Annotated in this window: 12 protein-coding genes and 1 tRNA gene; 8 read left to right on the top strand and 5 right to left on the bottom strand. The window is 51.1% G+C overall.

Annotated elements, in window-relative coordinates; translation table 11 throughout:
* Positions 1–3,689, top strand: a 3,689-nt coding sequence (locus tag WC052_05480) for a peptidoglycan-binding protein (protein MFA7287084.1), incomplete at its 5' end; no start/stop codon positions are given.
* Between the two features lie 152 nt (positions 3,690–3,841).
* On the opposite strand, the gene WC052_05475 is transcribed toward WC052_05480, so the two are convergent.
* Genes WC052_05475 through WC052_05455 form a run of 5 tightly spaced genes read right to left on the bottom strand, consistent with a single transcriptional unit; the run spans position 3,842 to position 8,626 of the window.
* Positions 3,842–4,150: a hypothetical protein gene (locus WC052_05475; GenBank protein ID MFA7287083.1), complete on the bottom strand. Its 309-nt coding sequence runs from the start codon at positions 4,148–4,150 to the stop codon at positions 3,842–3,844.
* 14 nt (positions 4,151–4,164) lie between these two features.
* Complete coding sequence (locus WC052_05470; protein MFA7287082.1) at positions 4,165–5,073, bottom strand: DUF1749 domain-containing protein; 909 nt, start codon at positions 5,071–5,073, stop codon at positions 4,165–4,167.
* Entirely contained in the window at positions 5,066–5,689 is a 624-nt protein-coding gene (gene pth, locus WC052_05465; GenBank protein ID MFA7287081.1) for an aminoacyl-tRNA hydrolase, read from the bottom strand. Before pth ends, WC052_05470 begins: the two co-directional genes overlap by 8 nt.
* A complete protein-coding gene (gene der / locus WC052_05460) occupies positions 5,686–7,140 on the bottom strand; it encodes a ribosome biogenesis GTPase Der (GenBank protein MFA7287080.1) in 1,455 nt (484 codons plus the stop codon). The genes pth and der overlap by 4 nt, the downstream gene beginning before the upstream one ends.
* A gap of 1 nt (position 7,141) precedes the next feature.
* Positions 7,142–8,626 (bottom strand): LCP family protein, encoded by a 1,485-nt coding sequence (locus tag WC052_05455; GenBank protein MFA7287079.1) that lies wholly within the window; start codon positions 8,624–8,626, stop codon positions 7,142–7,144.
* 182 nt (positions 8,627–8,808) lie between these two features.
* Here WC052_05455 and WC052_05450 point away from each other — a divergent pair.
* The 7 genes from WC052_05450 to WC052_05420 all read left to right on the top strand — a co-directional run bounded on the left by WC052_05450 (position 8,809) and on the right by WC052_05420 (position 14,897).
* Positions 8,809–8,885, top strand: a tRNA-Val gene (locus tag WC052_05450).
* A gap of 168 nt (positions 8,886–9,053) precedes the next feature.
* A complete protein-coding gene (locus tag WC052_05445) occupies positions 9,054–9,971 on the top strand; it encodes a hypothetical protein (GenBank protein MFA7287078.1) in 918 nt (305 codons plus the stop codon).
* Between the two features lies 1 nt (position 9,972).
* Positions 9,973–10,587, top strand: a complete 615-nt coding sequence (gene lepB / locus WC052_05440; protein MFA7287077.1) for a signal peptidase I — start codon at positions 9,973–9,975, stop codon at positions 10,585–10,587.
* A complete protein-coding gene (gene hisS, locus WC052_05435; protein ID MFA7287076.1) occupies positions 10,584–12,017 on the top strand; it encodes a histidine--tRNA ligase in 1,434 nt (477 codons plus the stop codon). Before lepB ends, hisS begins: the two co-directional genes overlap by 4 nt.
* A 129-nt stretch (positions 12,018–12,146) precedes the next feature.
* Positions 12,147–12,398 (top strand): hypothetical protein, encoded by a 252-nt coding sequence (locus WC052_05430; protein MFA7287075.1) that lies wholly within the window; start codon positions 12,147–12,149, stop codon positions 12,396–12,398.
* Between the two features lie 11 nt (positions 12,399–12,409).
* Positions 12,410–12,880: a GatB/YqeY domain-containing protein gene (locus WC052_05425; protein ID MFA7287074.1), complete on the top strand. Its 471-nt coding sequence runs from the start codon at positions 12,410–12,412 to the stop codon at positions 12,878–12,880.
* Positions 12,881–12,887: 7 nt separating this feature from the next.
* A complete protein-coding gene (locus tag WC052_05420; protein MFA7287073.1) occupies positions 12,888–14,897 on the top strand; it encodes an Ig-like domain-containing protein in 2,010 nt (669 codons plus the stop codon).
* The last annotated feature ends 1 nt before the right edge of the window (position 14,898 follow it).

Here is a 14,898-nt window from a genome sequence, read left to right as displayed (position 1 = left end):
CTACGCCCGTGCAGGTGCTTGGGGTGGATAGTGACGGTGTGCTCGAGGGTGCAGCGCGAGTTACCGCAGGAAAGGAACATTCGTGCGCTCTCAAAACCGACGGCACGGTGTACTGCTGGGGAAGAAACACCTATGGGTATCTTGGCGATAATTCACAGACACAACGCACTACGCCCGTGCAGGTCGTGGGTGTGGGTGCGGTGGGGTACCTCACGAGCGTGGCGGACGTGCGCGCAGGGTCAGCCCACACTTGTGTAGTCAAAACCGACGGCACGGCGTACTGCTGGGGATATAGCAGCTATGGGCAGCTGGGGGACGGCACTACAGATTACCGCCTCGCCCCCGTGGAGACTTTTGATGCGTTGCAACCCATAGACATTTTTGGCGTTTCTGAGATTAGTGGGGGCGGAGACATGTCGTGCGCTCTCAAAACCGACGGTTCTGTGTATTGCTGGGGCGAAGGGTTATACGGAGCGCTTGGCGATAATGCAGCGACACAACGTGATGTTCCCGTTCAGGTGCATGGCGTCGCAGATAGTGGATACTTGAGTGGCGTGTCAGCGATTAGTGTTGGCGATCAGCATGTTTGTGCGCTCAAAACCGACGGCACTGTCTTTTGTTGGGGAGATAACACCAACGGCCAACTCGGCGATAACACAGCCACGCAGCGCAATGTTCCTGTTCAGGTGCATGGCGTAGCAGATAGTGGATACCTGAGCGGGGTCTCAGCGATTAGCGCAGGGCACAGACATACGTGCGCAGTTAAAACCGACGGCACGGTCTTTTGTTGGGGCATTGGCGGTAATGGGCAGTTGGGTAACGCGTCTATTGTTACCCCACAAAAAACTCCGGTGCAGGTGCTAGACGTTGGTGGCAGTGGGACCTTGACTGGAGTTTCGTCTGTGAGCGCAGGGTACCTTGCCACCTGTGCGGTCAAAACTGACGGCACTGCGTACTGCTGGGGGGCAAATACCAACGGCAAGCTTGGGGACGGCAGCACCACACAGCGCACCTCACCGGTACAGGTGCATGGCGTGGGGGATGTGGGGTATCTCACGGGAGTGTCACAAATCAATCTTGCGCTTGGACAGGGCGCGCATACCTGCGCTGTCAAAACCGACGGCACGGTCTTTTGCTGGGGCCTAGGAAGCAATGGACAACGAGGAGATGACTCAACGGTGGCGACTGCGTCGACGCCCGTGCAGGTGCTCGGGGTAGGCGGAACAGGAGTCTTGGAAGGTGCGGCGTCTGTGCGCTTGGGGTACACATTTTCCTGTGCCTCAATGGACGCGGGGACGGTCTACTGTTGGGGGTATAACTTAGTTTCTCAGCTCGGAGACAATTCTAACACGCAACGCACCTCGCCCGTGCAGGTGGTTGGGGTAGGTGCTTCGGGCTACCTCGCAAGCATTGCGGACGTAGCTACGGGGTACCAGCACACGTGTGCGCGTACTGAGGCCGGCGCGATGCTCTGCTGGGGAGCTGGTTCTGCAGGGCAGCGAGGTGACGCAACGGAGGCGACGAGTGACACGCCAGTCGCGGTAAAAAACATACTGTCTGCCGGCATGGATCTTTCCGGTTCGACAGATTACGTCTATTCAGGCACCTATACCTCCGGCGCAATCGACACGGCAGGGTCTATCGTGCTGGCCGATACGACGTCGTGGACAACCTCGGGAACGGGGTACGTGTATGTAAAGGCGCGCACGGACGCAGACGGAGATTTTTCTAACGCAACCGATTGGAGTGCATGCGCGTACATGGTGAGCGGTTCCGCTTTTTCTTCTGGCGCGTGCGCTACGGCAGGGCATCGCTACGTGCAGTACCAGGCGACCATGTACGCTTCTGGTGGAGAATCGCCAACGCTCGACACCGTGAGTATTACGTACTCAGCATACGCGTCTTCGGCAACGCTTACCTCGTCGGCGTACAATACTGAAGCTACAATCAATCAAATCGATTCGCTTGTCTGGACAGAAGATGTGTCGCTCCCCGCAAATACTACGGTTACGCTCTCTCTCCGTACCGCCGCCACATCTGGAGGTCTTACGGGGGCATGGGCTGATTTTACAAACGCAACAACAAATTGTTCGAAGGCAACAGCTACAGTGACATGCGCAACTACCGCTATCCCATCAGGAATGAAAGACGCTTCAGCCGATCAGTGGTTTCAATATAAAATTAGTTTAACGTCGACTGGCTTGAGTACACCAACATTGAGTTCGGTTGTTGTAGGTTATTCTTCAGCAAATCAGATGCCCGTCATCTCTGTTGCTCCGTCTGATGCTGGCTCTGATGGAACGACGCCAACAAACGTTGGTTCCGCGGTTACGTTCACCGCGACTGCCACTGATACTGATGCCAACCAGTACTATCTCGCTATCTGTAAAACCGATGCGGTGACGGTAGGTTCTGATGCGGCACCTACCTGCGATGGAGGATCCTGGGCTGTGTCCACTGCCACAAACTCTGGTTCTCAATCCTCGGTTACCTACACCGCTCTTACGGGCGATAGCGAATCCAATGCTTGGTATGCTTTTGTCTGCGATAAGGTAGCTTCTGGTGCCCTCTGCTCGGCTTCATCTCAAGGTTCTGGCTCCACTGGTTCACCCTTCAAAGTGAACCACGTTCCGGCTTTTACTTTAGTTACTGATGCTCCTGATCCTCAAACCGTGGGTTCTGATGTTACCTTCACTACCACAGCTTCAGATTCAGACACTGATACCTTGTCTGATACCGTGAAGCTCTATGTCTGCAAAGCCAACGATGCGACCTCGGCTGGCTGCGGAGCGGGCGGTACATGGTGCAGTGCCACGGCTACAGCCTCCGATCCAACGTGCAGTTATACGACGCAAATTGGTGATATTGGTACAAATAACTACTATACATCAATTTACGACAGTCATAATGTAATGGCTCAAAGTTCTTTGGCCGATAACTTTACAGTTGTGGCAGCGGTCGTTCAAAATAACTCGGTTTCTCCCGGTGGTGGTTTTGTACCACCAGCGCAGCCAGTTGGGCCATTTTCAGTAGTTATTAATAATAATTATTTATCAACAAACTCAGCCGGTGTCACCCTGTCTTTACTGGCCGGTGGAAGTGTTTCAAATATTGCCATATCGAACACAGCGTCTTTCGATGGAGCTTCCCTCGAGCCTTTTGGCAAGGAGGTTAATTGGAACCTCTGCTATGGGGTTAATAGATTTTCGTTATACCAGTTGATCGATTGCCAAGTTGGCGAAAGAAAAGTTTATGTAAAATTTTATACCTCAACGGGTCAATTTTCAGGTGTTTATTCTGATAGTATATTATTTATTTCCGATAGTTCACAGGTTATTCCAAACCCACCAGTACCAGAGCCGAACCAACCCCCTAATATAGGTAGCGAGATCAAGCCAATTCCTCCCGAAGTAGCTGTTGCGTTTACCAGAAATCTTTCTTTAGGAGTTGTTAATTTTGAGGTTAAGTCGTTACAAATATATCTTAATGGCAGTGGGTTTCGTTTAGCTAGCAGTGGTGCAGGATCACCTGGTAAAGAAACAACCTACTATGGTTGGTTGACCGTGTCGGCTGTGAAAAAATTTCAGCAAGCACATGCAGCGCAAACTCTTTATCCGGTTGGATTAAAAACTGGAACTGGATATTTTGGTCCATCAACCCGCGGTTATATAAACTCTTTGTTAAAATAGAATCTCAGGTTCCTAATTGTTGTTTTTAGTGATTATCGATTTGCCAGGAATCGATAGACTCAGGTTTGAGGGCTTAGTGGGAGGAATCTGAAGAAGCGTTTTGAGGCGTCATAAAATCGTACGGCCGACGGCCACTTTTTATACTATCGCACTCACTTTATCCTGCTGCAGTTCCGTAGTCCCAAAAGAATCATCGCTATAAGAATGATTGCGACGAGCACTCCTTCAGGCTGAGAAAGTGCTTTCATAAGGGGAGTGCTCTGACGAAAAACAAAATGAAATACTACTGAAATCGGAAACATCCACCAGAGCCATGTTGCCCGAGGAATGTGCAAGTGGAATTTAGAAAAAATTTTTGTGAGCAAGGGCGAAAGCAAAAGCATTCCGACGTATCCAAGCGATATATCAAACAAAGCAAATTGCCCAATGCGAAACTGGCGAAGTAGTGTTATGTAATCCATATCTAGAGTATATATTAAGACCGAAGTAACCAGTTCATCACTGCTTTGGCCATTTCTTTTTCGTGCTTCGCAAAGCCGTGGTCTGCACCACGAATTACTGTGTAGGTGCATTTCGACTGAATCGTTTTGAGAATTTCAACGATTCGTAGTACTGAGTTCCAGGCGTATTCGTCTCTGTCACCAAAAACCACTAGCGTTGGTTTTTTTATACTCTTGAAGTGCCGGAACAAGGGCTTCTTTGATAATCGTACGTTGCGAAGCGCCTCATAGAAAGGAAATACATTATAGTCGCCGTCAGGGTTCGCCGTGTCAAAGAAAGCGGCGTTTGAAAAAATAAGCTGCGGGTACAGTTCCGGCATCAGCTCGTTTGCTTGCTTTGTTTTGCTGCGTCGCGCTGCTAATTTTAAAAGTTTTTCAAAACGATTTTTGCCGAGTTGGTCATAAAAAATACCCACGTCGTCACCAGCGGAGAGAAGCACGTACTTTTTCACTTCATTGTGCGGTCGGTAGTAGTTGTAGATGCAAATTTTATTCGCACCCGTTGAGCTGCCGATGAGAATGAATTCAGTGTAGCCCTGCTTTTTTAAAAAATTGATAGCAGCGTCAATGTCGTACAGGCATTCTTTTATTTTCTCATAGGCCATGCCGTACGGCTGACGGGTTATTTTACCACCGCGCTTCACGTCTAGGTTTTTTATGAGGTGCGCCCCGCGGTTGTTAAAGTAGAGCGTGGCGATACTACGGCCCAGTAACGCTTGTCCGATACTGTGTTTCTCGTTCGCATTGTAAAAGACTGAGGCAGTGCCGTTCCCGTGAAGATATATGGCAGCTGTTTTCTTGTTACGTGGTTCGTAGAGTAATCCTGGCAAGTTCAGCCCGTCTTTTGTACGAAAGCTGACATAGCGTGGGGTGACCTTAGCCATTCGAGCGGGTGTTATAGGTATTCATAGCAGTGGTGGCGCCGGTCGTAAGGATGGCCGTAAGGGCGGCGCACCCTTTTTGTACCGCTCGTTGTTGTTCCGATTCAAGAAATGGCTGGAGAACGAAGGCGTCAGCTGGCGGCTCGGATTTATTCGTTCGTGTTTCAATGCCAATCCGCAAGCGACAAAATGTGCTCGTGCCAAGTGCGGTAATCACTGAACGAACACCGTTGTGGCCACCAGCCGAGGCGTCGAAGCTAATGCGGACAGTATCGAGAGGGAGGTCGATGTCGTCGTGAATAAGTAGTACTTCTGCTGCCTCGAGTTTTAAAAATGAGCGGACTCGTTCGAGCGCTGGACCAGATTCATTCATGAAGGTTCCGAGGTCAGGCACAAAGACGCAGCCAGTTTTAGTGGTATGCGTTCGGTAGGCCTTGCCTTTGAACTCCGGAATGTTTATTGATTTTGCACTGCTGCCAGTTAAGCGTGCCAGGAAACCACTCGTTTCTTTAAGATACGTTTCAATAACCAATCGTCCAATATTGTGTCGTGTGTTGGCGTACTTTGCGTCGGGATTACCCAGCCCAACAATAAGGCGCGGTGCGACGTTTGGAATCATCTGCGTGATCGGTTGGCTGGTCGTTTGGTTGGCCCGTGGCTGACGGTTCGTTTGGCTGGTCGGTTGGTCGGTTTATTCGTAGCGCCAGGTCGTGGCGTACCGAATGTAAAGTGGATGGGAGTTCCCGTAAAAGAAAACTGGTCACGTAATTTATGTTCGAGATACTTCAAGTAGGAAGGATGCAGCTCACCCTCGACCGTTAACCGGAATCGTGGTGGTCGGATGCCAACCTGGGTGAGTGCAAGTACTTTTGGGTGATGCACACCACCACCGCGAGATGGGCGATGGACGGCTGTGGCTACGGCGACAAATTCTTTGAGTTCGTCTGTTGTCAGCTCCCGTTTACTCGCTGTTTCGGTTGTGTGAGCAAGCTCGAGAAGCTCTCGCACCCGCTTCTTTGTTTTTGCAGAAACGAACATGATAGGGACCCAATCTAAGCCAGGCAGTTGTCGGCGCAGATTCTTTTCTTCGTCGGCCAGAGAGCTGGCTGTTTTTTCTTCAATGAGATCCCACTTGTTTGCCGCAATGATAAGCGGGCGGCCAACTTCGATAATCTCGCTGGCGAGGCGTTGGTCTTGGAACGTTGGTCCGCGAGTGATGTCAATCATTAAAACAACCACGTCGGCTCGACGGATTGTTTTTAGCGACGCCATGATGCCCTGCTTCTCAATGGCAGTTGTGTCTTGGTACTGGCGACGAATTCCAGCGGTGTCAACGAGGGTGACCTGTTTGCCAAAGTGAGTGATAGTTACGTCTTGTGGTTCACGAGTGGTGTGCGGTTTGCTACTCGTTATCATTCTTTCAGAACCAGTGATGGCATTGAGCAGCGAGGATTTACCGCTGTTCGGCTGACCAAGGATAGCAAGTCGAAGCCCAGGAAGCGCCCGCATATTCGCTTGAGTCCGTGGTGTGCGACGGAGTGGCGCCAGTGCTTCCACAATCGCATCAAGCAAATCACCCGTCCCTCGACCCGATACGGCCGACACTGGATACGGAGTACCGATACCGAGTCCCATAAACTCACTCGCGACATCGGCGCGAGCGGCAGTTTCTGTTTTGTTCATGACGAGCAGTACAGGCATGGTTCCGGCTAGTGACCGGGCCCAGGCGCGGTCTTGGGGTAAAGGTCCGTCCGCCGCACTGACCACCAAGAGCGCCAACGCCGCCCCTTCAATAGCCACGCTTGTTTGCTGCGAAATACGTTTTGAGATACTTCCCGATACGTCCTCGTCGGTCGCGAGCGTCTTAGGAACTTCCACGCCACCCGTGTCGACGAGTACAAATGTTTCATGTCGCCATGATACGTCCGCCTCTCTTCTGTCGCGCGTTGTGCCCGGTAGTGGGGAGGTGAGGGCAAGGCGAGTTCCGACGAGCCGGTTGAAGAGCGTTGATTTACCGACATTCACTCGACCAACGAGGACGACGTGCAGGGGTTTCGTTTTTTCAGACATATTAGTTGGTAGTGCCGGCAGGTTGGCGTGTGGCCCAGTCTGTGCCGATGGTAATTACGAAGTCTGCGTTTGTTTGTGTTGGCATGTTGGCTTGTGGTGCATTGGCTATGGCTGCGGCGCCCGGCGCTAACCACGCAGGAACTGCTGAAACAACCTTTGCCCCAATGAATAGACGCTTTAGGGCCTCCATATCAGTTGTTCGTCTACCGTTACTGTAGTCGTAGATGGTGGTTGTCGCAACTGGCTTCTCGGGAGCATTCGCGATTGAGACGATACTGTATCCTGCCGCCGCTAATTGATCGGCGGTTCTGTTCGCCAGTCCGCTGACGAGCGTGCCGTTAAGTATTCCGATGCGTGCTTGCTCGGTGACGACTTTTTCAGTAGCAAAAATGTTGGCAGCGAGTGCTTTTATAGTGTCAAAGCTACCGCCTCGTGGTCGGAGCACATATGCGCCATCGCCATTGATATCTGAGATCAGAAGCCCCCCGGGTGCGTCGTCTATTGTGACGCGCGTAATTTGCTCGGTGGGAACGTCCTTAGCCATTTGATACAATCGTAATCCTTCCCAGGGTTCGATGTTGGTTTTGAGATGCGCCGATAATTGTGTGGCGAGTCGGTTAACGGTTAGTGGATTGAGAAGTACGTTTGCTTGTAGTACGCGTGCTTTGACTGCCAGGATAAGTTTTTGTTGTCGTTTGGCGCGAGCAAAATCAGAGCCTTCACCGTTGTTACCATGTCGCGAGCGCGCGTACATTAGGGCGCGTTCTCCAGACATGTGTTCCCAACCGGCAGTGAAGGTGGCTTTCGTAAATCGGTCGGTGTAGTTTGGATTTTCGTCTTCGCCAATAATAGGGAAGCGTGGGTCAGTGAAGGTTTTGTCTACCTGTACGTCAACACCGCCCACAGCGTCAATCAGTTGCGCGAATCCACTGAAGTCCACCAGTACTTGATAGGGGATTTGTAGGCCAAGGACTGGTTCGAGCGTGGCGGCCGCAGCGGCGAGGCCGCTGCCAGGATTTTTTCTTTCGGCGGTGACGTAGATTTCATTTACCTTACGCCACGAACCGTCGGGATATGGCACAACGAGATCTCTGGGTAGCGAGAAGAGTGCCAGTTGCTGCGTGTCTGGAGCAATACTGGCGACAATAATTGTATCAGCTAATAGTGGGGCTTCGTGACCAGCACCACCAATGCCGAGCAAGAGAACATTAATTCGACCATTTGCTTCGCCAACAATGCCTTTCTGTCCACTAAACGTTAGGTGGGTGAGTTGTGAGAAGAAGCCGGACGAACCAAAGTTGTTCGCCAAACGGGTGCCGGGGATAACAACATCAGCCAAAAAGAAGACGCCGCCAAAAATAGTAAAGAGCGCCACAATAAAAAATACTCGCCGCCGGCTGGATGGCGGTGGCGATGGTGACCGCAGCGGTTCAGACGGCGGACGAAGCGATGCGTTGAGGAGATCAACCTGGGTTGGTTTGTTCATTGTGAAACCGTTGCAAATAGGTTGGTCTAGTATATAATGCGTGAACTCGCCGAGCAAGTAAGCGTAGAGTCGGTTCAGTAGTTATATGGGCGCGTAGCTCAGCTGGTTAGAGCGCTGTCCTCACACGACAGAGGTCGTCCCGTTTTACGGGACCGCGCCAACATAATAGTATCTCTCCTCATGGACGATTAGCTCAGCTGGTTAGAGCGCTGTCCTCACACGACAGAGGTCGCTGGTTCGATCCCAGCATCGTCCACCATCCTCCGCTCGCCTTCGGCGAACTTCTGATGGCACAGCCATAAGAAGGAGAAGGCTGTCCTCACGCGACGAGGTCGTCCCGTTTTACGGGACATCGTCTACCAATCCACACGAAAGTTGTCCCACGTGCTATAATTCGCTTTGTCTACTATATAGCAGCTCAATAGGTATGAATTTTTCTTCGTTTTTCAAACAGTCGTCTCCCGCAACCTTGGCCAGCCCCAGGGTGCTTTTAATTGGTGCTTTCTCACTCTATCGACAGCGGTTTGCGCAGGCCATGACCATTCTCTCGTACGGGGTGTTGGGTGTTGCCGCGACGAGCGTGGTATTCGTTATCGTTGTTGTCGTGGCAGCAGTCGGTACTGCCAGCCCCTCGCCGCTGCTTGCCCTGCTCTCTTTACTCGTGGGTGGAATTTTTACTGTTCTGGCGTTCCTTGCCGTGGCAGTCGCACAACTTTGGACAATGCTCGCGCTTACCGTTAGCTTCGTTGCGGAGCAGCCGATCACTTCTGCCCGGCTAGCTTTCCGAAATTCGAGAGCCCTCGTCTTTCCGTACCTGTGGGTGGTTATTGCGACTTCGGCACTCACTGGATTACTCATTTTCCCCCCATACTTCTTGCTGGGTGTTACGACTTCAGCGCTCGCAACTGTCGGAGTTCTCCTACTGTTCATTCCCGGAGTGATTGCGTCGATTTGGTTTGTGCTCGGTCTACTGGTCCTTGTCGTAGAGCAGCGTCGAGGTTTGGATGTTCTTTTAGTGAGCAGAGAATATGTTCGCGGTCGATGGTGGGCCATGTTCTACCGTATCGTCGTGCTGGCGCTCTTGGCGGCAGTACTATCTTTTATTGCAAACATTCCTTCAGAAGTAGGACTCGATGCAGTCGCTCGCACGATAAATTTCGTACTGCAACTACTCTTCACTCCAGTCATCATTGCGTATACCATGCTGCTGTACCGCTCAATTATTGCGCAAACACCGTCAGAAAGCATCGTGATTGATAGACGATTGCGTCGCTTTATGATTGTTGGCCTCGTTCTGGCAGGATGCGTGGCACTTGTCGTGTTCGGTATAGCCTTCTTCATTTGATATGTTTTGGCATCGCGCAACGAAGAACACCATAGATACGACAGTCCGAGACCTGGGAGATTTTTTTCTGGAGCTGCTGAAGGTCGTCGTACTATCGCTCGCTATCATCTTACCCATCCGTTATTATGTGGTGCAGCCTTTTTATGTGAAAGGTGCCTCAATGGAACCAACGTTCTTAGACAATGAATACCTCCTTATTGATGAGATAACCTATCAATTCTCCAGTCCCTCTCGAGGTCAGGTGGTGGTATTCCGGTACCCACGAGACCCAAGCCAGTTCTTCATTAAACGAGTCGTTGGATTACCGGGCGAGACTGTGCATATTGAAGACGGTACTGTTTCGGTTACCAATAAAACTGGCCAAACAGAAGCGCTCGCTGAGTCGTATTTAGCAGCCTTTCAGGTCACAACCGGAACGTACGACATTACCGTACCTGAAAGTCACTACTTCCTTTTGGGAGATAATCGCACCGCCAGTCTTGATTCTCGATTTTTTGGTCCGGTATCAGAAAAGTACATCATTGGGCGTGTCTGGCTGCGTGCTTGGCCGTTTAGTCGTTGGACGTTGTTTCCTAATAGTATAGCCATCTCAACTATGCGTAACCTGCAACTATGATGAAAGAAAAAAAGGATAAGGCAAAGAAGCCAGCTGCCGTTCAGAAGCGTGATGCGGCCACACCACCAGGGGGTATGGTTGAGGTGCCAAAATTACCAAAAGGAGTTCAGTCGGTGCGTGGTTTCCGAGACATACTACCAGAAGATCAAGTGTACTGGCGGTTTCTCAAGAACGCCTGTGTGCACATAGCGGAAGGCTATGGCTTTGCGTATGTTGATTTGCCAACAGTCGAGCCAACGGCGCTGTTTGAACGAGCGGTCGGTAAGGTGACTGACATTGTTGAGAAAGAGATGTTCACCTTTTCTGATATGGGTGGGGATTCTCTGACGTTGCGTCCAGAATCAACCGCCAGTATGGCCCGGGCTTACATGCAGCATGGCATGGTCAATCTGCCGCAGCCGGTAAAGCTCTATACACTCGGCTCTATGTTTCGTTACCAACGGCCACAGTATGGTCGCCAACGTGAATTTCATCAGTGGGCATGTGAAGTGATGGGGGATGGGCACTCGGTTATTGATGCCACACTCATTGTGATGGTTTCAAATCTTTTTGCTGACCTTGGTCTCCCAATAACCGTTCAGATTAACAGCATCGGTGATAAAGATTGTCGCAATGGGTATCGGAAAGCGTTGACCGACTATTACCGCAAGCATCGCAAGGCATTGTGTGAAGATTGCGATCGTCGTCTGGCAAAAAATCCTTTGCGGCTGCTCGATTGCAAAGTCGATGGCTGTCGAGCACTACGCAGCGATGCGCCACAGTTTGTAGATTATTTGTGTGCTGCTTGTAAGGAACATTTCATGGGCATGCTGGAATACCTGGATGACCTTGATGTGCCCTATGTGCTAAATCCGCATTTGGTACGTGGCTTCGATTACTACACACGAACCGTTTTTGAAGTCTGGTCTGCCGAGGACGCAGAAGGTGGCACGGCGCTCGCCGGTGGTGGCCGCTATGACAGTTTACTGGGTGAACTTGGTGGACGACCAACACCAGCGGCGGGGCTCGCGATTGGCATGGAAGTCACCATCTTAAAATTGAAAGAGCGTAACGTTCCAGTTCCAGCTACGCCGAAGCCCGAGGTCTTTATCGCGCAACTGGGTGAACCGGCTCGTAAGAAGGCTTTGGGATTGTATGAAGAACTCCGAAAGAGTGGGGTACATGTTGCCGCCAGTTTTTCGAAAGACAGCCTCAAGGGGCAAATGGAGCTAGCGGCGCGACTTGGTTCACCGTACGCCATCATTATTGGTCAGAAAGAAATCGTCGACCACACCGTAATACTCCGAGATATGGATGCCGGCATTCAGGAAACGTTTGATTTCAAGAAAATAATCCCCGTTGTGCAAAAGAAAGTTGACGAATATCGCAGCATTGCTGTGCCCGTATTCGTCACCAAGACGGAGCCTGAATCAGAACATCCTGAAAATTGACGGTGCGGCAAATTTGGTGGTAGAATAATCGCCGCCGTTCGCTCGGCGCGTGCAATTTCACGTGCCCCGATACTCATAACTAGAAAGCAACGGTGCTTTTTCGAAAGCTAATGAAAGAGAGGTGACTTTGTGGTTGAACTAAAGAGAAAAAAGGGCGAGAGCTTTGACGCTTTCTTTCGAAGATTTCTTCGACAGCTTCAGCGCAGTGGCCGTATGCAGCAAGCTCGCAAAGTGCGATTTTTAACGCACGATAAGAGCAAATTGGAAACACGAAAAACAGCACTGGTTCGAGCCGAACGGAAATCACAGTACGAATACTTAAAAAAAGTTGGCAAGTTAACAGAAGAAGACGAACGACGCAGTCGTCGGTCTACACGATAAAATAAATAGGTATGTTGCGAGAACGTATTGAAGCAGACTTTCTGACAGCCATGAAGGCGCACGACGCTGGTCGTGTTTCAGTACTTCGAACGTTGCGCGCTGCGTTGCAGAATGCCGTCATTGCTGCGCGGACGAGCGCGAAGCAGGAATTAGACGACGCAGATATTGCTGCAGTTATCACCCAAGAGGTGAAGCGACTGAAGGACGTTATGCAGGATTTTACGAAAGCTGCGCGAACCGATTTACTAGAAGCGGCTAATAGTGAGCTTGCCATCCTGAAGCAGTATTTGCCAGAGCAGCTTAGTCTTGAAGCAGTTCGTGAGATTGCAAAAACAGTTGTGACACGACTGCGTAGTGAAGGCATTAGTGAATTTCCAGCAGTGATGCAGGCGGCCATGGCGGAGCTTAAAGGTAAGGCTGACGGCACTGATGTTGCCACGGCTGTTCGCGAGGCATTAACTGACACAAAGGGTAGCGCGTAAGCGTTCTATGGAGGATAGAGAGCCAGTTGAGCAGAAGCACAGTGCGGCACGACGTCGCGCGCTACGGCGTGTGGCGTCGTTCGCTTTTGTTTTTGGTGTGTCGGTATTACCAACGTTTGTTTTTGCTCAAACTCTTGATCCTGGGCTAACCGGTCTCAGTGAAAATCTTGGCCTTGGTGCGGGAGACCCACGCGTCCTTATTGCTCGGGTCATTCGTGTACTCCTTGGCTTCCTTGGCATCATCGGCGTGGGTGTTGTTCTCTACGCTGGGTATCTCTGGATGACCGCTGGCGGGAACAGTGACCAAGTCGATACTGCTCGGCAAGTACTGCGGAACGGCCTGATTGGTCTTATTATCATTATCATGGCGTTCAGCATCGTCTCCTTTTTAATCGGTCGCTTTCTCGGTACTGGCGGCGGCGGTTCTCCTGGTGGGGGACCAAATCCGCCATGTCAGAATTGCATCGCGCTTGGTGGAGGAATTGTTGAAGATCATTACCCAGGTCGCAACCAAAAAAATGTACCTCGAAATACGAGTGTCTTTATTACCTTTCGCGAGCCAATTTTTGTGGCGCCAAACAGCGACGCAAATAGCGAGCACTCATTCCTCACTGATGTCGTGTCAAATGGCCAGTCGCTTGATGGGGAGCCGTGCGCCACTACTTGGTGCGGTCATGTGAATCCCGCCGTCTTCGACCTCAGCTGGGACACTGGTACGGCGTTTGAAAGCGTCGCCCCAGGGCACGCCAAGTTGAAAGGGTTTACTGCCGACGAAAAAGTATTTGGTTTCCAACTGCAGGACGGTACGTTGTTTGGTTCTCCTGATCGGAACAGTGAGCACCGAGGAACGGTTACGAGCCTGCTGCGGAAAAAAGACGGCAATACTGCGATGCTCAGCGACTATGTTTGGACCTTTGAAGTCTCAACCATTATCGATACAACGCCTCCTCGCATAACGAATGTCTACCCGTATCCAACAGAAACAGCCGCACCGCGGAATGCCCTGGTGCTCATTACCTTCGATGAGCCAGTGAACCCAATCAGTTCATCTGGTATCTATGATGCGGCTGGTGGCCAATTTAGAAATATCACCGTTAACAACGACGATGGCTCACCACTCACCGGACAGTACGTGACTGGTAACGGATACAGAACCGTAGAATTTTCAACGTTTAGTGCCTGCGGTACAAATTCTTGTGGTCGAACTATGTATTGCTTACCGGGGAACGCACCGTTGAGTGCGACGGTAAAGGCCGCGTCGTTGTTTGTCCCAACTTGTGCACCGACCGATCCACTTAACAACCCATCGCGGGCATGTTCACCAATTGCGGGTGTTGGTCTTTACGACGGCGTGGTTGATATGGCCGACAATTCACTCGACGGTAACGCACAAGTCGATGCTGCTGGTATACTCGTCGTTGATGACGAAGGTCGACCGGTTTTTCCAACAGGGGACGGGAAAGCCAAAGGACCAAGCGCTGATACGTATTCTTGGAATTTTGGTACGTCAAACGCGATTGTGAAAAATGCACCACTCATTACGAAAGTAGTACCCGAACCAGGCGCCGAGCGAGTGGCTGAAGATGCACCCATGACGGCGACGTTTAATCGTCCACTTTCGGCTGTTCGCGCACTTCGAGATGTTGATGGGGTGACTCGTAATCCAGCGTATATCGCCGAACGCAATGGTGCGGTGTGGGGAATGTATGGTGGAGGATTTTGGTTGCGTCAGTCAACACTTAAACTATGCAGCGGGTCCATAGCGGCGTGTGCGGTGAACTCGGATTGCGACGATGCGGATGCTGCCACGGTGGATTTGTGTGGGCAAGAAGACCTGACGGTGAATCACAGTGGTTTTACACGAGCCGAAATTGAAGCGCAGAAGCAGTATGAACCACGATTAGGCTCGGTTATTACCGATGTTTTCCAAAATTGTTTTACGCCAAGCAGTGGCCCCGGCACGCCACCCGATGCCTATTCGGACGTGCCAGGCGAGATTTACTCGAGCACGCCGTAAT

The sequence above is a fragment of the Patescibacteria group bacterium genome, from assembly GCA_041675205.1.
Classification (GTDB): Bacteria; Patescibacteriota; Patescibacteriia; order GWA2-46-9; family GWA2-46-9; genus JBAYUF01.
This window is presented reverse-complemented; position numbering and strand designations above follow the sequence as displayed.